20 protein-coding genes and 1 pseudogene are annotated in these 19,184 nt (G+C 68.2%); 13 read left to right on the top strand and 8 right to left on the bottom strand.

The genetic code is table 11. The annotated features are described in order from the left end of the window. Window positions 1–25: 25 nt before the first annotated feature. The 4 genes from ACT4N8_RS15645 to ACT4N8_RS15630 all read right to left on the bottom strand — a co-directional run bounded on the left by ACT4N8_RS15645 (window position 26) and on the right by ACT4N8_RS15630 (window position 4,195). A complete protein-coding gene (locus ACT4N8_RS15645; protein WP_444859038.1) occupies window positions 26–802 on the bottom strand; it encodes an SDR family NAD(P)-dependent oxidoreductase in 777 nt (258 codons plus the stop codon). Between the two features lie 94 nt (window positions 803–896). Beyond that, window positions 897–1,982, bottom strand: coding sequence for a Zn-dependent alcohol dehydrogenase (locus tag ACT4N8_RS15640; protein WP_444859037.1), 1,086 nt, complete (start codon window positions 1,980–1,982; stop codon window positions 897–899). A gap of 93 nt (window positions 1,983–2,075) precedes the next feature. Beyond that, window positions 2,076–3,317: an acyl-CoA dehydrogenase family protein gene (locus ACT4N8_RS15635; RefSeq protein ID WP_444859036.1), complete on the bottom strand. Its 1,242-nt coding sequence runs from the start codon at window positions 3,315–3,317 to the stop codon at window positions 2,076–2,078. 71 nt (window positions 3,318–3,388) lie between these two features. Next, window positions 3,389–4,195: a class I SAM-dependent methyltransferase gene (locus ACT4N8_RS15630; RefSeq protein ID WP_444859035.1), complete on the bottom strand. Its 807-nt coding sequence runs from the start codon at window positions 4,193–4,195 to the stop codon at window positions 3,389–3,391. A 111-nt stretch (window positions 4,196–4,306) separates the two neighbouring features. Between ACT4N8_RS15630 and ACT4N8_RS15625 the strand changes: the two genes are divergently transcribed. The 5 genes and pseudogenes from ACT4N8_RS15625 (at window position 4,307) to ACT4N8_RS15605 (ending at window position 7,933) form a co-directional block, all read left to right on the top strand. After that, window positions 4,307–4,903, top strand: coding sequence for a nitroreductase family protein (locus ACT4N8_RS15625; protein WP_444859034.1), 597 nt, complete (start codon window positions 4,307–4,309; stop codon window positions 4,901–4,903). A 57-nt stretch (window positions 4,904–4,960) separates the two neighbouring features. Next, window positions 4,961–5,683 (top strand): annotated as a pseudogene (gene rutB, locus ACT4N8_RS15620) (pyrimidine utilization protein B). 5 nt (window positions 5,684–5,688) lie between these two features. Beyond that, window positions 5,689–6,075 (top strand): pyrimidine utilization protein C, encoded by a 387-nt coding sequence (gene rutC, locus ACT4N8_RS15615; RefSeq protein ID WP_444859033.1) that lies wholly within the window; start codon window positions 5,689–5,691, stop codon window positions 6,073–6,075. 4 nt (window positions 6,076–6,079) lie between these two features. After that, complete coding sequence (gene rutA, locus ACT4N8_RS15610; protein WP_444859032.1) at window positions 6,080–7,183, top strand: pyrimidine utilization protein A; 1,104 nt, start codon at window positions 6,080–6,082, stop codon at window positions 7,181–7,183. 39 nt (window positions 7,184–7,222) lie between these two features. Then, the gene (locus ACT4N8_RS15605) at window positions 7,223–7,933 is read left to right on the top strand and encodes a hypothetical protein (RefSeq protein ID WP_444859031.1); all 711 of its coding nucleotides are present in this window, start codon (window positions 7,223–7,225) and stop codon (window positions 7,931–7,933) included. On the opposite strand, the gene ACT4N8_RS15600 is transcribed toward ACT4N8_RS15605, so the two are convergent. Continuing rightward, window positions 7,930–8,451 carry a phosphoribosyltransferase gene (locus tag ACT4N8_RS15600; RefSeq protein WP_444859030.1) on the bottom strand — a complete coding sequence of 174 codons (522 nt, stop codon included), beginning with the start codon at window positions 8,449–8,451 and terminating at the stop codon, window positions 7,930–7,932. The two genes, ACT4N8_RS15605 and ACT4N8_RS15600, sit on opposite strands and share 4 nt — an antisense overlap. A gap of 80 nt (window positions 8,452–8,531) precedes the next feature. Between ACT4N8_RS15600 and ACT4N8_RS15595 the strand changes: the two genes are divergently transcribed. From ACT4N8_RS15595 to ACT4N8_RS15575, 5 genes are all read left to right on the top strand, one after another. Beyond that, on the top strand, window positions 8,532–9,962 hold the full coding sequence (locus ACT4N8_RS15595; protein ID WP_444859029.1) for a flavin-containing monooxygenase: 1,431 nt from the start codon (window positions 8,532–8,534) through the stop codon (window positions 9,960–9,962). Between the two features lie 51 nt (window positions 9,963–10,013). Beyond that, the gene (locus ACT4N8_RS15590; protein ID WP_444859028.1) at window positions 10,014–11,177 is read left to right on the top strand and encodes an acyl-CoA dehydrogenase family protein; all 1,164 of its coding nucleotides are present in this window, start codon (window positions 10,014–10,016) and stop codon (window positions 11,175–11,177) included. Between the two features lie 104 nt (window positions 11,178–11,281). Beyond that, entirely contained in the window at window positions 11,282–12,397 is a 1,116-nt protein-coding gene (locus tag ACT4N8_RS15585; RefSeq protein ID WP_444859027.1) for an acyl-CoA dehydrogenase family protein, read from the top strand. A gap of 139 nt (window positions 12,398–12,536) precedes the next feature. After that, on the top strand, window positions 12,537–13,679 hold the full coding sequence (locus tag ACT4N8_RS15580; RefSeq protein ID WP_444859026.1) for an acyl-CoA dehydrogenase family protein: 1,143 nt from the start codon (window positions 12,537–12,539) through the stop codon (window positions 13,677–13,679). 1 nt (window position 13,680) lies between these two features. Further along, on the top strand, window positions 13,681–14,982 hold the full coding sequence (locus ACT4N8_RS15575; RefSeq protein WP_444859025.1) for an amidohydrolase: 1,302 nt from the start codon (window positions 13,681–13,683) through the stop codon (window positions 14,980–14,982). Here ACT4N8_RS15575 and ACT4N8_RS15570 read toward each other — a convergent pair. The 3 genes from ACT4N8_RS15570 to ACT4N8_RS15560 are packed head-to-tail and all read right to left on the bottom strand — an operon-like array spanning window position 14,979 to window position 17,328. Then, on the bottom strand, window positions 14,979–15,365 hold the full coding sequence (locus ACT4N8_RS15570; protein WP_444859024.1) for a PaaI family thioesterase: 387 nt from the start codon (window positions 15,363–15,365) through the stop codon (window positions 14,979–14,981). The two genes, ACT4N8_RS15575 and ACT4N8_RS15570, sit on opposite strands and share 4 nt — an antisense overlap. Beyond that, a complete protein-coding gene (locus tag ACT4N8_RS15565; RefSeq protein WP_444859023.1) occupies window positions 15,362–16,225 on the bottom strand; it encodes an S-methyl-5'-thioadenosine phosphorylase in 864 nt (287 codons plus the stop codon). The genes ACT4N8_RS15570 and ACT4N8_RS15565 overlap by 4 nt, the downstream gene beginning before the upstream one ends. After that, window positions 16,222–17,328 carry a glycerate kinase type-2 family protein gene (locus ACT4N8_RS15560; protein WP_444859022.1) on the bottom strand — a complete coding sequence of 369 codons (1,107 nt, stop codon included), beginning with the start codon at window positions 17,326–17,328 and terminating at the stop codon, window positions 16,222–16,224. Before ACT4N8_RS15560 ends, ACT4N8_RS15565 begins: the two co-directional genes overlap by 4 nt. 41 nt (window positions 17,329–17,369) lie before the next feature. Here ACT4N8_RS15560 and ACT4N8_RS15555 point away from each other — a divergent pair, with 41 nt between their 5' ends. The 3 genes from ACT4N8_RS15555 to ACT4N8_RS15545 form a co-directional block, all read left to right on the top strand. Beyond that, on the top strand, window positions 17,370–18,068 hold the full coding sequence (locus ACT4N8_RS15555; protein ID WP_444859021.1) for a TIGR02117 family protein: 699 nt from the start codon (window positions 17,370–17,372) through the stop codon (window positions 18,066–18,068). Between the two features lie 56 nt (window positions 18,069–18,124). Further along, the gene (locus ACT4N8_RS15550; protein ID WP_444859020.1) at window positions 18,125–18,715 is read left to right on the top strand and encodes a urate hydroxylase PuuD; all 591 of its coding nucleotides are present in this window, start codon (window positions 18,125–18,127) and stop codon (window positions 18,713–18,715) included. Between the two features lie 74 nt (window positions 18,716–18,789). After that, window positions 18,790–19,184: TolC family protein (locus ACT4N8_RS15545; protein ID WP_444859019.1), on the top strand; the 395-nt coding region annotated here is incomplete at its 3' end.

Below are 19,184 nucleotides of genomic sequence, written 5' to 3'. Positions count from 1 at the left end.
GGCCCCGGCCTTCGCCGGGGAACAGTTAGAGGCCCACCCCGATCGTGCTGCCGCCGTCGACGACGATCGCCTGGCCGGTCATGAAGGTCGAGGCGGGCGACGCCAGGAAAACGGCGGCGCCGGCGATCTCGTGCGGCTCGCCGATTCGCTGCAGGGGCGTGTGCGCGGTGACCAGCTTCAGCGTGTCGGGATTCTCCCACAAAGCGCGGGCGAAATCGGTCTTGATCAGGCCCGGGGCGATGCAGTTGACCCGGACCTGGTGCGGGCCGAACTCGGCGGCGAGGTTGCGGGCGAGCTGGAAATCGGCCGCCTTGGAGATGTTGTAGGCGCCGATCACGGTCGACGCCTTGAGGCCGCCGATCGAGCTGACGATGACGATCGAGCCCTCCCGGCGCTCGATCATCCCGGGCGCGACCATCGCGATCAGCCAGTGGTTGGCGACGACATTGTTGTCGAGGATCTTGCGGAACTGATCGTCGCTGATCCCCGCCATCGGCCCGTAATAGGGATTTGAGGCGGCGTTGCAGACGAGGATGTCGATCCGGCCCCATAAAGCGAGGGTTTCGTCGACGAGGCGCTGCAGCTCCTCCTTGGACGAGATGCTCGCCGGGACGACGATCGCGCGGCCCTCGCCATGTTTGGCGTTGATCGCGTCGGCGACCTCCTGGCAGGCCTCGGCCTTGCGGCTGGAGATGACGACTTTCGCGCCATGATCCGCCAGCGCCTCGGCGATCGCCCGGCCGATGCCGCGCGACGAGCCGGTGATCACCGCGACCTTATCGGTGAGATCGAACAGGTTCATTCCGTTCCTCCGTCGTCCCGGCGCAGGCCGGGACCTCAGCGAGACCCGCCGCGCCTTGTCGTCCCGAGACCCCGGCCTGCGCCGGGGTGACGGGTTATTCGAACACGATCACGGAGCGCGCCGCGTCGCCTTTCTTCATCTTCGCGAAGCCTTCGTTCACCTCTTCCAGCGAAATCGTCTCGGCGACGATCGTGTCGAGATCGAGCAGGCCGCGCAGGTAGAAATCGACCAGCCGGGGAATCTCCACCGGGAAGCGGTTGGCGCCCATGAACGCGCCCTGCAATTTCTTGCCGGAGAGCAGGTCCATCGCGCTCAGGCCGACCTGGTGATCCAAGGGCATCATGCCGAGGATCGTCGCGGTGCCGCCGCGGCGCAGCGCCTTGACCGCGAGCGCGCCGGATTCGGGCCGGCCGACCGCCTCGATGGCGTGATCGACGCCGCCCTTGGTCAGCTCGACGATCCGGGCCGCCGCGCCCTCCTCGGTCGGATCGAGCGTGTCGGTCGCGCCGAGCTTCTCGGCGAGCGCGCGCTTCTCCGGAACCGGATCGGCGGCGATGATCCGGCCGGCGCCGGCGATCCTTGCGGCATTGACCGTGGCGAGGCCGACGCCGCCGCAGCCGATCACCGCGACCGTCTCGCCGGGCACCAGCTTGGCCGCGTTGAAGATCGTGCCCGCGCCCGTGGTCACCGCGCAGCCGATCACCGCCGCTTTCTCCAGCGGCATGGCGGGATCGATCCTGACGCAGGCATGTTCGTGGATCAGCATCTCCTCGGCGAAGGCGGAGAGATTGAGCAGCTGCGCGACCGGGCTGCCGTCCGGCCGCGAGATGCGGGGCGGCGCGCCCTTCGGCCGGCGCGTGTCGCCGCCGAGGCAGAGCGCCAGCCGGCCGGTCACGCAGAACTCGCAATGGCCGCAATAAGCGGAGAGGCAGGTGACGACCGCGTCGCCGGGCCTGAGGCCGCGCACCTCGCTCCCGACCGCCTCGACGATCCCCGCCGCCTCGTGACCCGGGATGCAGGGCAGCGGGTGCGGATAGGTGCCCTCGATGAAATGGAGGTCCGAATGGCAGAGCCCGCAGGCGGCGGTGCGGACGCGGATCTCGTGCGGGCCGCAATCGTCGAGCCGCGCCTCGGCGATGACGAGCGGCTGCCCGGGGGTTTCGAGGAAGGCGGCTTTCATGCGCGCGCTCGCGTCATCCCGGCGCAGGCCGGGATCTCGGGTCGAAAGGTCGCGGACGCCTCCCTGAGACCCCGGCCTTCGCCGGGGTGACGATCAGGCCGGCGCATGCTTGGCATATTCCTGTCTGGCGATGGCGCGGGCGTGGACCTCGTCGGGGCCGTCGGCGAGGCGGAGGGTGCGGATGCCGGCATAGCTCTTGGCGAGCTCAAAATCCTGACTGACGCCGGCGCCGCCATGGGCCTGGATCGCGTCGTCGATGATCTGGAGCGCCATTTGCGGCGCCTTGACCTTGATCATCGCGATCTCGCCGGCGGCGGCCTTGTTGCCCGCCTTGTCCATCATGTCGGCGGCCTTGAGGCAGAGCAATCGCGAGCATTCGATGTCGATCCGGGCGCGGGCGATGCGCTCCTCCCAGACGCTGTGCGAGGAGATCGGCTTGCCGAAGGCGATGCGGGTCTGCAGCCGCCGCGCCATCGCCCCCAGCGCCTCCTCGGCGACGCCGATCGTGCGCATGCAATGGTGGATGCGGCCCGGGCCCAAACGCCCCTGCGCGATCTCGAAGCCGCGCCCCTCGCCGAGCAGCATGGCGGAGGCCGGGATGCGGACGTCCTTGAGCTCGACCTCCATATGGCCGTGCGGCGCGTCGTCGTAGCCGAAGACATTGAGCGCCCGCTCCACCGTCACGCCCGGCGCGTCGAGCGGCATCAGCACCATCGACTGCTGCTGATGCTTGGCCCCTTCCGGATCGGTCTTGCCCATCACGATCGCGACCTTGCAGCGCGGGTCGCCGGCGCCCGAGGACCACCATTTGCGGCCGTTGACGACGTAATCGTCGCCGTCGCGGCTTATCTCGGTCTGGATGTTGGTCGCGTCGGAGGAAGCGACGGCGGGCTCGGTCATCAGGAAGGCGGAGCGGATCTCGCCGTTCATCAGCGGCTTCAGCCACTGCTCCTTCTGCGGCCTCGTGCCGTAGCGGTGGAGCACCTCCATATTGCCGGTGTCGGGCGCGGAGCAGTTGAACACCTCGCTGGCCCAGCCGATCCGCCCCATCTCCTCGGCGCACAGCGCATATTCGAGATTGGTGAGCTGGGTGCCCTCGAATGCGAAGCTCTCGTCGACATGGCGCAGCGCCTGGCCGGGCGGCATGAACAGGTTCCAAAGCCCCGCCTCCTTGGCGAGCGGCTTCAGCTCCTCGATCACCGCGATCGGCTGCCAGCGGTCGCCTTCGTCGAGCTGCGCCTTATAATCCTTGTTGCGGGGGCGAATCCGAGTCTCGACGAAGTCGCGCACCCGGTCCCGATAAAAACGCTCGCGTTCCGTAAGGTCAATGTCCATCCGGCCGGATTCCCTGTTTCACGCGGTCGGCGGACGCTGCCAGAAACGGCAGATTTACGCCAGTGGGGGGCTCAGCGCGTCGCCACGAAGACGTGCGCGGACATCGGCGCGTCGAGGCCGTCCGGGCCTTCGAACGAGGCGAGCGCGGCCGCCACCGCGTCGGTGGCCGGCTCCAGCCCCGCGGGATCGTGCGCCTCGATCTGGGCGCGCAGCGGCGTGCCCTGGACGAGGCCGATCGCGGCGTCGCGTGCGCTCGCCGAGCGGCTGCGCTTGGCCACGGTCTCGCGCGCGATCCGGGTGAAACCGGCGGCGCGCAAATCGTCCTCGATCCGCGCGGTGTCGTGATAGCCGAACGGGACCCGCTCCATGAAGCTCCCCAGGTCCGGCGCGATATAGGGCCGGGCCGCTTCCGAGACGGCGCGCGAGCCGGGATTGGCGTCGAGCGAATCCCAGGCGTTGAACAGGAAGCGCCCGCCCGGGCGCAGCACCCGTCGCGCCTCGCGATAGGCGTCCACCCGCTCGGGAAAGAACATCACGCCGAACTGGCAGACGATCGCGTCGGCGCTTTCGTCCGCGAACGGCAGGGCCTGCGCGTCCGCCGCCTGGAACGTGACGTTGGAGGCCGCGACCCGCTGGGCGGCGACGTCGAGCATCGCCTGATTGAGGTCGGTGGCGACGATCCGTGCCTCGGGCAGCGCTCGCGCCAACCTCTCGGTGACCGCACCCGTTCCCGCAGCCGTCTCGACGATGTCGCGTGGACTCTCCGCCGCCACGCGGGCCGCCAGATCCTCGGCGTAGGGCGCAAACAGCATCGGCACGAGATAGCGGTCGTAAAGCCCCGGAATCGACCCGGCGAAAACGACGTCTGTAGAGGGCATGATCGTTCTCCCTTCCTTCGCATCAGAGACCTGCCAGAAAGGGAATCGCTGCGCCAGCTTGCCAGCTTATCCGTCGTTGCCGAGAAGCATGTTGTTGCAGAGGAGCCTTACATGTCATCCCGCCAGCCCGACCATGAGATCGACCCGCTCTTCCTCGAGCGCTGGTCGCCGCGGGCGTTTGACGGGTCGGAGGTGCCGGATGCGGATCTCGCGGCGATGTTCGAGGCGGCGCGCTGGGCGCCGTCGGCGTTCAATTCGCAGCCTTGGCGCTTTCTCTACGCGAAGAACGGCGACGCGGAGTGGGAGACCTTCCTGTCGCTGCTAATTCCGTGGAACCAGAGCTGGGCGCGCACGGCCTCGGTGCTGGTCTACATTCTCTCGGACACCACGCCCTTCACCGACAAGAAGACCGGTGAGCCGAAAGACTCCTCGACGCACGCCTTCGACGCCGGGGCGGCCTGGGTGAGCCTCGCGCTGCAGGCGACGCGGCTGGGCTATCACGCCCACGGCATGTCGGGCATCCAGTATGAGCTCGCCCGCAAGACGCTGCGCATCCCTGAGCGCTTCGCGCTGAACGCCGCCTGCGCCATCGGGCGGATCGGCGATCCCGTCCAGCTCGACGAGAAGCTCCGTGCCCGCGAGTTCCCGAGTGACCGCAAGCCACAGGCGGAATTCGTGTTCAGGGGCGGCTTCGAGCCGTCCTCCTAGGCTCTTGTGCCACCTCCGCTTCTGAGGGACACTCATCGGTCGGAAGGGGCTAGAGGCATGACGGTCGAGGCGGGGGCGAGCAGGGGGCGGGTGGTGACCCTGCCCGCGCGGCCCGCGCCGCTCCGGGGTTCCGCCGACGAGACCGCGGTGGTCGTGATCGACATGCAGAACGCTTAGGCCAGCGAAGGCGGCTATGTCGATCTGGCGGGCTTCGACATTGCCGGCGCGGCGGGGACGATCGGGCAGATCGCCAAGGTGTTGGAGACGGCGCGTGCGGCGGGGATGCCGGTCGTCTCTCTGCAGAACGGCTGGGACGCCGATTATGTCGAGGCGGGCGGGCCGGGCTCGCCCAACTGGCACAAGTCGAACGCGCTGAAGACGATGCGGGCACGGCCCGAATTGCAGGGCCAATTGCTCGCCAAGGGCGGCTGGGATTATGCCTTGGTCGACGCGCTGGCGCCCGAGCCCGGCGACATCGTCCTACCCAAGACCCGTTACAGCGCCTTCTTCAACTCGCAGCTCGATTCGACCCTGCGGTCGCGCGGCATCCGCAACCTCGTCTTCGTCGGCATCGCCACCAACGTCTGCGTCGAATCCACTCTGCGCGACGGCTTCCACCTCGAATATTTCGGGGTGATGCTGGAGGACGCGACCCATCATCTCGGCCCCGATTTTATCCAGGCGGCGAGCGTCTACAATGTCGAGAAATTCTTCGGCTGGGTCAGCACGGTCGCCGATTTCTGCGGCACGTTCGGCCAGCTTCCGCGCGATCAGGAGTGAATGCAATGCCCTTCGAGCCGATCAACCCGCCGCAATTCCCGACCCCGATCGCGCCTTATTCGGCGGGGACGCGGGCGGGCGACACCGTCTATGTCTCGGGCACTCTGGCGCTGGGCGAAGGGGGCAGCGTGCTCCATCCCGGCGACGCTGCCGCCCAGACCCGGCACGTGCTGGAGACGATCCGGATCACGCTCGAGGCGGCCGGCGCGAGCCTCGCCGACGTCGACTTCAACCACATCTTCCTCGCCGACTGGGCGGACTATCCGGCGATGAACGCGGTCTATGCGGACTATTTCCCGGGCGCGAAGCCGGCCCGCTACTGCATCAAGTGCGGGCTGGTGAAGCCCGGCCTGCTCGTCGAGATCGCGTCCGTGGCGCACAAGGGAGGCTAGAGCGATGGAAGTCGGCATCTTCACGCCCATCGGCAACAACGGCTGGCTGATCAGCGAGAATTCGCCCCAGTATATGCCGAGCTTCGACCTCAACAAGGAGATCGCACAGAAGGCCGAGAGCTACGGCGTCGATTTCCTGCTCTCGATGATCAAGCTGAGGGGCTTCGGCGGGAAGACCGAATTCTGGGAATATAATCTTGAGAGCTTCACTCTGATGGCGGGGCTCGCCGCGGTCACCGAGAAGATCAAGATCTACGCGACCTGCCCGACGCTCGTCATCCCGCCGGCCTTCTGCGCGCGGATGTGCAACACGATCGATTCGATCAGCCACGGCCGCTTCGGGCTCAACCTGATCACCGGCTGGCAGCGGCCCGAATATTCACAGATGGGCCTGTGGCCCGGCGACGAGCATTTCCGCAATCGGTACACGATGCTCGGCGAATATGCCCACATCCTGCGCGAGCTCTGGGCGACCGGCGTCTCCGACTTCAAGGGCCAATATTACGAGATGGACGATTGCCGGGTGAAGCCGCTCCCGACCGGCGAGATGAAGATCATCTGCGCGGGCTCCTCGGACGAGGGCCTCGCATTCTCGGCGCAATATGCGGATTACGCCTTCTGCCTCGGCAAGGGCGTCAACACGCCCAAGGCCTTCGCCTCGAACAACGAGCGGCTGATGGCGGCGACGGCGAAGACCGGCCGCGACGTCAGGATCTATGCCCTCTTCATGGTGATCGCCGCCGAGACAGACGAGGAGGCGATGGAGAAATGGATCTGGTATCGCGAGGGGGTCGACGAGGAGGCGGTCGCCTGGCTCGGCGCGCAGGGCGCGGCCGACAAGACCTCCACGACGACCAACGTGCGCCAGCTCGCCGACCGCGAGAGCGCGGTCAACCTCAACATGGGCACCCTGGTCGGTTCCTATGAAAGCGTCGCGCGGATGCTCGACGAGGCGGCGACGGTTCCGAACACGGGCGGCGTGCTGCTGACCTTCGACGATTTTCTGGAGGGGACGGAGAAATTCGGCACGCGCATCCAGCCACTGATGCAGTGCCGCCAACATGTCGCCGCCGTGCCGCTCGCCGCGAGTCCCGGTCTGGCGCAATAGGATAGCATCGGCGCGGCCGCGTTGCTAACCGGGCGCGCGATGACGATCCGGTTGCTTTCGCTCGCCCTTCTGGCCGCCCCGCTTGCGGCCTGCGCGGGCCATGTCGCCGATTATGTCGGCCCGCGCGAGGGCATCGTCGAGCCGCAGCTGACGCGCTACGGGCTGAACCTGCGCCAGTCGAACTGCATCGCCGCGCGGCTGTCGGCGAGCCTCAATCCGCGCCAGCTGCGCACGCTCGCCAGCGCGGCGGAAACCGTCCGCCAAGGCTATTTCGATCCGGACCGGCTGACCGTCCGCGACCTGCTCCATGTCGCGAGCTCGCAGTCGGATTCGGCGATTGGCCTCGCCCTGGTCCGCGCCGCGGCGAGCTGCGACGCGACGCCTGAGCTGATCGCGAGAGCGGAGGCGCCGCGGATCATCATCGCGCCGCCGCCGCCGCGGCCGCCGGCCTGGCTCAACCTCGGCGCGGCGCCGACCGGGCAGGCGATCGCAATCGACGCCTCGACCCTGGAGCAGCAGGGCACGACCCGCACCGCCTGGTTCCGCCTCACCGACCCGGCACCGGCCCCGCCGAACCGCAACACCTACCGGCTGCGACTCGATTGCACGGCGCGGACGATCAACTCGCTCGCCCGCCGCCGGCAGGAAGCGGACGGCAGCACCTCCGAGTTCGTCGAATATCCCGACAATCCGCTGCCGGTGGAGGGCGGGACCGTGATGGAGATCGCCTTCCTCTCGCTCTGCAGCTAGGCGATCCGCTCCGGCACCTCGGCGGCTTCGCGGGTCAGCGTCTCGGGCGGCGCGACCGCTTCCCAGGGGAAGACATACCAGCGCTTGTCGGCGTCGCGATCGAGCTCGCTGCCGTGATATTCGGAATGCGAGCGCGAGCGGATGTTATTGACGAGGACGGCGATGCGCAGGCCCGCGGGATCGCCGCTCTTGGCGTCGATTGCGGCGCGCAGATATTCGATCGTGCCGCCGCTGTCGTTGATGTCGTCGACGATCAGGATGCGGCTGCCATCGCGGATCTTCGCCGCGAGCCGGTCGAGCAGTTCGTCGCCGAAGCCCGCCTCGCCGGTGCTGTGATCGACCGAGAGCAGGGCGATGCCGGTGCGGTGCGAGAGATAGGCGGCCGGGACCAGCCCGCCGCGGCCGATGCCGACGAGGAAATCGGGCCGCCAGTCGTCCGCCTCGATCAGCCGGGCGACTGTCTCCATCTCCTCGAGGAAGCGCTCATAAGGGACGTAGAAGAATTCGGGCGCCGGCATGGCCGCGTCATAAGGCGCGCGCGCCGGGGCGGCAATCGGCGAGGCTTGCCGGGGGGCGCTCCGCTTCGTAGCCATGCGCGATGTCCGCCAACGCCATCCCCGAGCATCTCGACGTCCTGATCGTCGGCGCCGGCATTTCCGGGATCGACGCGGCCTATCATCTGAAGACGCGGCTGCCGAAGAAGTCCTGGCTGATCCTCGAGGCGCGCGACCGGATCGGGGGCACGTGGGACCTGTTCCGCTATCCCGGGGTGCGCTCGGATTCCGACATGTACACATTGGGTTTCCCGTTCCGGCCGTGGCGCGGCGAGCAGGCGATTGTCGAGGGGGAGGCGATCCGCGCTTATGTCGAGGACACGGCGCATGCGTATGGTATCGACGAGCGGATTCGCTTCAATCACAAGGTAGTGCGCGCGAGCTGGTCGAGCGAAGAGGCGCGCTGGATGGTCGAGACCGAGAGCGGCGCGCGGTTCACCGCAGCCTTCCTGTTCATGGGCAGCGGCTATTACGATTACGAGCGGGGCTACCGGCCAGCATGGCCGGGCGAACGCGATTTCGCCGGGCCGATCCTGCATCCCCAATTCTGGCCCGAGGATTTCGATCCGGCGGGCAAGCGCATCGCCGTGATCGGCAGCGGCGCGACCGCGGTGACCCTGGTGCCGGCGCTCGCGCAAACGGCGGCGCATGTCACGATGGTGCAGCGCTCGCCGAGCTATGTCGTCGCGCGGCCGTCGCGCGACAAACTGGCGCGGCGGATCGGCCCCGGCCTCGCGCGCTGGAAGAACGTGCTGCTCGGCCTGTTCTTCTTCTCCCGCGCGCGCAAGAGGCCTCGGGCGGTACGCGCGCTGCTCATACGGATGGCGGCGGCGGAGTTACCGCCCGGCTATGCGGTCAGGACGCATTTCTTGCCACGCTACAACCCTTGGGATCAGCGGCTTTGCCTCGTCCCGGACGGCGACCTCTTCGCGGCGATCCGCGAGGGCCGGGCTTCGGTCGCGACCGGGGAGATCGAGCGCTTCACGTCGGAGGGGCTGAGGCTGGCCTCGGGCGAGACGGTCGACGCGGACGCGATCGTCACCGCGACCGGGCTGGTGGTGAAGCTGCTGGGCGGCGTCGCGCTCGAGGTGGACGGCGCGCCGGTCAACGTCGCCGACCGGTTCAACTACAAGGGCATGATGCTGAACGATGTGCCGAATCTGATCCTCTTTTTCGGCTACACCAACGCCTCGTGGACGCTGAAATGCGACCTCACCGCACGCTACGCCTGCCGGCTGATGTGCCACATGGACCGGCGGGGCTACGCAATCTGCACGCCGCGCCTGCGCGAGCCGCCCGAACGCCTGCCGATGCTCGATTTCAGCTCGGGCTACGTCCAGCGCGCGGCGGCGAGCCTGCCCGCCCAGGGGCCGGAGGCGCCCTGGCGGGTGCATCAGAATTATCTCAAGGATCTCGCCGCGATGCGCTTTCGCTCCGTGGCGGATGGAGTGATGGAATTCGCCAGGCGAGGTTGACTCGCCGCGCGCCGCGCGGCACCTGACGTTTACGTAAAGGAGAGGGGGCCGATGACCGATCTCGACGCTTTTCGGCAGGACGTCCGCGCCTGGCTCGAGGTCAATTGCCCGGCCGAGATGCGTCAGCCCATCCGCGACGAGAGCGACATGTGCTGGGGCGGGCGCAACCCGGTCTTCAAGAACGACGCGCAGAAAAGCTGGATGGAGGTCATGGCTGAGCGCGGCTGGACCGTGCCGGATTGGCCCAAGGACTATGGCGGCGGCGGGCTTTCGGCGGCGGAGACCAAGGTGCTGAAGCAGGAAATGGCGCGGATCGGCGCGCGCAACCCGCTGATGAGCTTCGGCATCTCGATGCTTGGCCCGGCGCTGCTCAAATATGGCTCTGAGGAGCAAAAGAAGCATTATCTGCCGCAGATCGCGCGCGGTGAAATCCGCTGGTGCCAGGGCTATTCGGAGCCGGGCGCGGGCTCGGACCTCGCGAGCCTGCAGACCAAGTGCGAGGACAAGGGAGACCATTGGCTGGTCAACGGCCAGAAGGTCTGGACCTCTTATGCCGACAAGGCCGACTGGATTTTCTGCCTCGTGCGGACAGACCCGGCGGCGCCCAAGCATCAGGGCATCAGCTTCCTGCTCTTCGACATGGCGAGCCCGGGCGTCTCGACCAAGCCGATCCTGCTCATCTCCGGCAATTCGCCCTTCTGCGAGACCTTCTTTGACGACGTGAAGGTGCCCAAGGACCAGCTCGTCGGCGAACTCAACAAGGGCTGGGACGTCGCCAAATATCTGCTCGGCCACGAGCGCGAGATGATCAGCGGCATGGGGCTGGGCGGCCAGGCGGATTCGCTCGGCGCGGCGCTCGCCGATGCGCTGGCCGACGATCCGCTGCTGCGCGCCGCCGTCGCCCGCTTCGACGTGGACGCGATGGCCTTTCGCGCGATGAGCGAGAAATTCATCGACGAGCTGAAGGCAGGGCAGGCCCATCCCGCCCAGCCCTCGATGATGAAATATGCCGGCACCGAGCTGAACAAGGCTCGGCACGAGCTGGTGATGGCGGCGGGCGGCTCCGACGCGCTCGAATGGGAAAGCGAGCGTTCGCGAAACGGCAAGGCGGCGCGCGAATGGCTCAGGACCAAGGCCAATTCGATCGAGGGTGGGACCAGCGAGATCCAGCTCGGCATCGTGGCGAAGCGTATTTTGGGGCTGCCGGGAGCATGACTCAGTCACGTCATCCCGGCGAGGGCCGGGATCTCGGCGAGAACAATCGCCGACGCCCTTCACCCGCTGAGACCCCGGCCTTCGCCGGGGCGACGGAGTAGGACATGCCGCTCTATCTGACCGATGACCAGGCGATGCTGCGCGACACGGCGCGGAGCTTCATGGCCGGGGAAGGCGCGATTCCGAAGCAGCTCCGCCACTGGCGCGACAAGGGCTGCGGCGACGGCTTCGGCCACGGCCTGTGGAAGCAGTTCGCCGAGATGGGCTTCACCGGCATCCTGATCGACGAGGCGGACGGCGGGCTCGGGCTCGGTCATGTCGAGGCGGGGATCGTGCTCGAGGAGATCGGGCGCAACCTCACGCCCTCGCCCTTCCTGACCAGCGCGGTCGCCTTCGTCGAGGCGCTCAAGGGCAGCGCGCATGCGGGGCGCTGGTATCCGGGCATCCTCGCCGGCGAGACGGTGGCGGCGCTGGCGATCGACGAGGGGCCGAAGCACCGGCCCGAGGCGATCGAGATGCGCGCTGAGCGCTGGGGCAATGGCTTCAAGCTGTCGGGTCGCAAGCAGTTCGTCGTCCACGGCGCTTCCGCGGATGTCACTCTGGTCGCCGCGCAGACCGAGGAGGGCACGACCCTGTTCGCGGTCGAGAAGGACGCGAAGGGGCTCGAGGTCGAGGGCGTGCGGCTGGCCGACGCCAGCATCGGCGCGCGCATGACATTCGAGAATGTCGAAGTCGACGCAGACGCGGTGGTGGGCGAGCTCGGCGGCGGCGAGGTGGTGCTGTCGCGCGTGCTCAACGCCGGGCGGACGGGCGCGGCGGCGGAGCTGATCGGCGTCGGCTCGGCGGCGATGGACATGACGGTCGATTATCTCAAGCAGCGCAAGCAATTCGGGCGGCTGATCGGCGAATTCCAGGCGCTGCAGTTCCGCTCGGCGCATCTTTATTCCGAGCTGGAGATCGCCCGCGCCGCGACACTGAAGGCGCAGCAATTGCTCGATGAGGGCAGCGACCAGGCCGAAGCGATGGTCTCGGTCGCCAAGGCCAAGGCCGGCCGCGCGTCTCTCCTCGCCGTGCAGGAGGGCGTCCAGATGCACGGCGGCATCGGGATGACCGACGAATATGATATCGGCCTCTACATGAAGCGCGACAGGGTGCTGAACGAGCTGTTCGGCGATCCCGCCTACCACGCGGACAAGGTGGCGCGGATGAAGGGATACTAGGAATTCCTCCCCGCGATTTCGCGGGGAGGGGGACCATGCGAAGCATGGTGGAGGGGTCCTAAGGCCGCAAGAAGCCCCTCCACCAGCCTTCGGCCGGTCCCCCTCCCCAGGAAATCCTGGGGAGGATTGGGAGATACGCATGCCCCTCGATCCCGAAACCTTCGACGCGCTGATCGCCGCGATCCGCCGCTTCGTCGCCGAGCGGCTGCGGCCCTTGGAGGAGCGGGTCGCCGAGGAGGACGAGGTTCCGGAGGAGATCGTCCGCGAGATGCGGGAGATGGGGCTGTTCGGCCTTTCGATCCCGGAAGAGTTTGGCGGGCTCGGCCTGACGATGGGCGAGGAGGTGCGGGTTGCGCTCGAGTTCGGGCGGACGACGCCGGCCTTCCGCTCCGTGTTCGGGACCAATGTCGGGATCGGCAGCCAGGGGCTGGTGATGGCCGGCTCCGACGCGCAGAAAGCCGAGTGGCTGCCGCGCATCGCCTCGGGCGAGATCGTCACCAGCTTCGCGCTGACCGAGCCCGGCGCGGGCTCCGACAGTGCCTCGGTGCAGACCCGCGCGGTCCGGGACGGCGAAGTCTACAAGCTTAGCGGCACCAAGCGCTTCATCACCAATGCCGACAAGGCCTCGCTGTTCACCGTGATGGCGCGGACGGGCGGGGAGGGAGCGCACGGTGTCTCCGCCTTCCTCGTCCCCGCCGATCTCCCGGGCGTGTCGATCGGCAAGCCCGAAAAGAAGATGGGCCAGCAGGGCGCCCATGTCTGCGACGTCAATTTCGACGAGACGCCAGTGCCCGTCGGGAACCGGCTCGGCGAAGAGGGCGAGGGCTTCAAGATCGCGATGCGCGTGCTTGATCGTGGGCGGCTCCACATCGCCGCGGTCTGCGTCGGTGTCGCCGAGCGGCTGATCGCCGACGCGGTCGCTTATGCGAGCGAGCGCAAGCAGTTCGGCAAGGCGCTGGCCGATTTCCAGCTCGTCCAGGCAATGATCGCGGATTCGAAAACCGAGGCGCTCGCGGCGCGCGCGCTCGTGCTGGAGACGGCGGAGCGCAAGGATACGGGCGAGCCGACCGTCCTCGAGGCGGCGGCCGCCAAATATTTCGCGAGCGAGATGGTCGGCCGCGTCGCCGACCGCGCGGTGCAGATTTTCGGCGGCGCCGGCTATATCGCCGATTACGGCATCGAACGGCTTTATCGCGACGTGCGGCTGTTTCGAATCTACGAAGGCACCAGCCAGATCCAGCAGCTCGTCATCGCGCGCGAGACGATCAGGAACGGGGGGTGAAATGCGATATCTAGCCTTGGCTGCGGCGCTGGCCGCGGTTTCCGGACCGGCGCTGGCGCAGGGCGATCTGCGCGCGGCGGTGGCGGCGGATTACCGCGCCAATCTCGCCGAGCTGTTCGATCATTTCCATCGCAACCCCGAGCTTTCGGGCCGCGAGACGCAGACCGCGGCGCGGATGGCGCGGGAGCTGCGCGCATTGGGCTATGAGGTGACGACCGGGGTCGGCGGCACCGGCGTGGTCGCGATCCTGCGCAACGGCGAGGGGCCGACCGTGCTGATGCGCGCCGACATGGACGGGTTGCCGCTGGAAGAGCGTTCGGGCCTGCCCAATGCCTCGCGCGCCCGGCAGGCGGGGCCGGACGGGACCGAGCAGCCGGTGATGCACGCCTGCGGACACGATGTGCACATCACCGCTTTGGTCGGCGCGGCGCGGCAGATGATCGCGCGGCGGGCGAACTGGGCGGGCACTTTGGTACTGATCGCGCAGCCCGCCGAGGAGACGATCTCGGGCGCGCGGGCGATGATCGAGGACGGACTCTACACCCGTTTTCCCAGGCCCGATTACGCGCTCGCCTTCCATGTCGCCGCCGAGGTGCCGGCCGGGCGGATCGAGGTGCCGCCGACGATCGTCGCCTCGAGCGCGGATTCGGTGACGATCCTGGTGCGGGGCGTCGGCACCCACGGCGCCTATCCCCACATGGGCGTCGATCCGGTGCTGGTCGCGGCGCAGATCATCGTCTCGCTGCAATCGATGGTCGGGCGCGACATCAATCCGGTCGAAGGCGCGGTGATCAGCGTCGGCTCGATCCACGGCGGGGTCAAAAGCAACATCATTCCCGAGCAGGTCGAGCTGCAATTGACCGTGCGTTCCAACAACCCGGAGATCCGGACCCGGCTGCTCGACGGCATCGACCGGGTCGCGCGCGGGACGGCGCTGGCGCTGGGCGTGTCCGAGGACCGGCTACCGACCGTCACGCGCTCGGCGACCGAGACGACGCCGCCGACGCTCAACGACGCGCCGACCGCGGCGGTGGTGCGCGAGGCGATCGCGACCGCGATGGGCGCCGAACGGCTGATCGAGACCGCCCCGTCCGGCATGGGCGCGGAGGATTTCGCCTATTTCGTGACGCCCGAGAGCGGCGTGCGCGGCGTCTATTTCAGCGTCGGCGGCACCTCGCCTGACCGCCTCGCCACCGCTGCGGGCCACCACTCGCCCTTATTTCGGATCGAGCCGGAACCGGCGGTGACCGCGGGCGTGGAGGCGATGGTGGTCGGCGCCGAGGCGCTGTTCCGCCGGCGCTAGCGCCTCCGCAGCAGCACGTTCATCTGCGCGGCGGCGATCGGCTTGGCGCGGTCGAGCTGCCAGGCATGGGCCTCGACATTGGCGACGCGGTTGCCAAGGCGGCTGACCTCGGCGCTCGCGAACGTATCGTGCTGGGCGCCGCCGCGCATATAATGGACGGTGACGTTGACCGGCTTGACGGTCACGCCCTCGCGCTCGCCGAGCGCCTCGTAAAGCGCGCCGAAGGCGGCGAATTCGAGCAGGCCGGCGATCGCGCCGCCGTGCAGGAAGCCGGGGCGCCCGAGCACGACGTCGCCGAACGGCATGATGTAGCGGAGTTCACCCTCGTCCGAGCGCTCGGCGCGGATGCCGAGGAATTGCGCGTAGGGCGGGAGCAGGGTCATCGCATGAGCCTCGGGCAGATGGCGTCGAGCTTGGCGAGCATGGCGGGATCGCGCGCGTCGGGGGCGGTGATGATCGCTTCGTCGAGATTGGTGTCGATCGGGGACGCGGAGCGCTCGGGCGGAAGCGCCCTCGCGAGCTCGACGATCAGCCGCCGCGCGGCATCGGCATTGGCGTGGAGCCGGGCGACGATGGTCGCGACGTCGACAGCCTCGCCCTCGCGCCAGCAATCGTAGTCGGTGACCATGCCGATCAAAGCGTAGGGCAGCTCGGCCTCGCGGGCGAGCTTCGCCTCGGGCATCGCGGTCATTCCGATCACGTCGCCGCCCCAGCCGCGATAGGCGCGGCTCTCGGCCCGGGTCGAGAATTGCGGGCCCTCGATCGCGACATAGGTGCCGCCTCGGGCGACTTCCGCGCCCGCCGCTTCCGCCGCCTGGGCGACCCAAGCGGAGAGGCGCGGGCAGACCGGATCGGCCATCGAGACGTGCGCGACGAGGCCGGGACCGAAGAAGCTCGGCGGCCGGGCGACGGTGCGGTCGATGAACTGGTCGACGACGACGAAGTGGCCGGGCGGCAGCTCCTCGCGCAGCGAGCCGATCGCCGAGATCGCGACGAGATCGGTGCAGCCGGCGCGCTTCAGCGCATCCACATTGGCGCGATGGTTGACGTCGCCGGGCGGGATGCGGTGGCCCCGGCCGTGGCGGGGCAGAAAGACGAATTTGATGCCGCCGATCCGCCCGATCAGCAACTCGTCCGAGGGTTCGCCCCATGGTGTGTCGACGGCAATCGACTGGGCGTCCTCGAGCGCGTCGATCCCGTAGAGGCCGGAGCCGCCGATGATGCCGATCGTCCACCCGTTCATGCGCTTCCCCTGGGGCCGACGAGGAGGATGCGCAAGTCGTTGACGTTGGTGCCGGTCGGGCCGGTGACCAAGGGCGAGACTCCGCTGCCGTCGAAGAAGGCCCCGGCGGCGCCGGTGGTTCCGTCGAGCCCGTCGGTATCGGCGGTTAGGCCTGCGATCCCCGCCGCGTCCTTGAGGCGCGCGGCGGCGGCCCTGGCATAAGTGAGGTTGCGCCCACCCTGCCCGTTGCCCTCGTGCGCCGAACTCAGCTCGCCGCCGGAGATCAGCGCGGTGCCGGGCGCGGCGGCGTGGGCGCGTTCGGCATGTTCGGCGCCGGTGCGCGCGGCGTCGCCATAGCATTCGCGGAGCATATCGACCCGGTACCCGAGCGCTTCAGCGTTCGTCTTGGCCGCGTCGAGGGCGTCTCGGGCACTGGCGATGATCCGGAATTCGCCGGGCACTTCTTTCGGGGTCTCCGACCAGCCCGTTGTCGGAGCCGCGATCCCATAATGGGCAAGAACGGCGCGCGCCTGGTCCAATGTCGTCGGATCGGCGACGGTGGGGCCGGAGCCGATATCCTCGGGCCGGTCGCCGGGGACGTCGGAGACGGCGAGGGTGAGATCGGCGCGGAGGCGGCCGCCCTTGATCCGCGAGAGGTGGCGGCGGACGCAATTGACCTCGCCGATCGGCGCGCCGCAGCGGAGCAGCTTATTAGAGAGGACTCTTTTATCGGCCAGCGTCAGCCCGTCGCCCGGCAGGCAGGCCAGCGCCGAGGCGCCGCCGCTCAGCAGAACGAGGACGAAATCGTCCGGTCCGGCGCTACCGGCCAGCGCGAGCAGCCGCTCGGCCGCGGATACGCTCGCCTCGTCCGGCAGCGGATGGCCGGCGTGGACCAATTCGATCGAGTCGAGTGCGCCAGATGTGCCGTGAGGGACCACCGCGATGCCCTCGGCGCACGCCCCGTAATGCGCCTCCACGACCTCCGCCATCGCCGCCGCCGCCTTGCCGATTGCGAGGACGATCAGCCGGCCATTCGGCGCGGGCGGGAGATAAGCGGGCAGGACCGTGCGCGGATGGCAGGCGGCGACGCCGGCCTCGAAGATCCTGACGAGATGATCGCGCATCCGCTCTTTTTGTGCGCCCACGCCCGCGCTAGCAACGGGCTATGGCGGCGATCGGCATCAAGTGGAGGCGGGCGGCGATCTGGCTGCTGAGGATCGTGGCGGGGCTCGCCGCGGTCCCGATCCTCTATTTCCTCGCCGCCTTGCTGCTCGGCCTGGTCCCGGCGAACAATGCCTGGCGCGAGGCGGAGAGCGGGATCACGCTCTTCGTCCGCACCAACGGCGTCCACACCTGGCTCGTGATGCCCAAGACCAACCGCTACATGGACTGGCGTCCCTATGTTCCCGGCGCGCATCTCGCTGAGCCGCGCTGGGGCGAGGGCAATTATATCGCGATCGGCTATGGCGAGCGGAACTTCTACCTGAACACGCCGACCTGGGGCGATCTCTCGCTCGCCACTGCGTTCAACGCCGGCTTCGGGCGTGGCACCACCCTGCTCCATGTCGAGCACGACCATAATCCGACTGAGGATGCCGACACCCGGCGGATCGTCTTCCGGCCGGAGGAATATCAACGGCTGGTGGCCTTCATCCGCCCCCGCTTCCGGCTCGATGCGCAGGGCCGAACCCTGCCCGTGATCGGCCGCGGCTACCGCGCGAACGACATGTTCTACGAGGCCCATGGCGGCTACAGCTTCGTGATGACCTGCAACGAATGGACCGGCCGGGCGCTCCGCGCCGCCGGCGTTCGGATCGGGCTGTGGACGCCGCTCGAGCAGAGCATCATGTGGCGGCTCGATTGAGCGTCGCGCTTGCGCTAGAGACGTGGCCGAAACGACGACCTTGAGGGGAGGCTCTAATGGCGAAGATTCTCGGCAATTTCCATCTGGCGCTGCTGATCGGCGTGGTGCTGCTCGTGGCGGCGATGTTCGGGCTGCATCGTGAGGCGATGTCGGCCGGGATTTACCCCTGGTCCGAGTTCCTGCGCTATCTGCATGTCTTCGCGGGCATATTGTGGATCGGGCTGCTCTATTATTTCAACTTCGTGCAGATCCCGACCATGCCCAAGGTGCCGCCCGAGCTGAAGCCGGGCGTCACCAAGCATATCGCGCCGGCTGCCCTATTCTGGTTCCGCTGGTCTGCGCTGGCGACGGTCGTGCTGGGGCTGCTCGTCGCGGAGATGACCCAGGGCGGCTATTCGGGCCGGGCGCTGATGCTCGCCGATGGCTATCGCACGATCGGCATCGGCATGTGGCTGGGCCTGATTATGGCGGCCAACGTCTGGTTCGTCATCTGGCCGAATCAGAAGAAGGCGCTCGGCATCGTAACGGTGGCGGACGACGCCAAGGCGCGTGCCGCGAGCGTCGCAATGATGGCGTCGCGCACTAACCTCATCCTCTCGCTGCCGATGCTCTATTGCATGGTCGGACAGACTCACATCGGCGGCTAGCGCGACAGACCGATACAAATTCGGAGCGCATCGGCCATATTTGCGTGACACTGTTCGAGGAGTAGGGGCGGCTTATGCGTCGATATGCTGCCCTGTGTGCGCTGGCTCTGGCGGCCTGTACCACCCTCGGACCCAATTACCGGGCGCCGGACGCGGCCGGCCTCGCCGTTCCGGAAGCCTATTATGGCGAGGGCGCGCCGCCCGCGCCGCGGGCCGACCTCTCGCGCTGGTGGGAGACGGTCGACGATAGCCTGGTGACACGGCTGATCGGTGAGGCGAGCGCCGGCAACCTCGATCTCGCCGTGGCCGCGGCGCGGCTCACCCAGACGCGCGAGGCCCTAGTCCAGGCGCGCGCCGGGCTGGTGCCGACGGTCGGCGCGGGCGGCTCCGCAGGGCGCAGCATCGGCGCGGGCGACGACCGGACCAGCTTCAACCTCGGCGCCGACGCTTCCTGGGAGATCGACCTGTT

The organism is Sphingosinicella sp., from assembly GCF_052387495.1.
Lineage (GTDB): Bacteria > Pseudomonadota > Alphaproteobacteria > Sphingomonadales > Sphingomonadaceae > Allosphingosinicella.
Note: the sequence above shows the minus strand (reverse complement) of the source record. Positions and strands in the feature narration are given on the sequence as shown.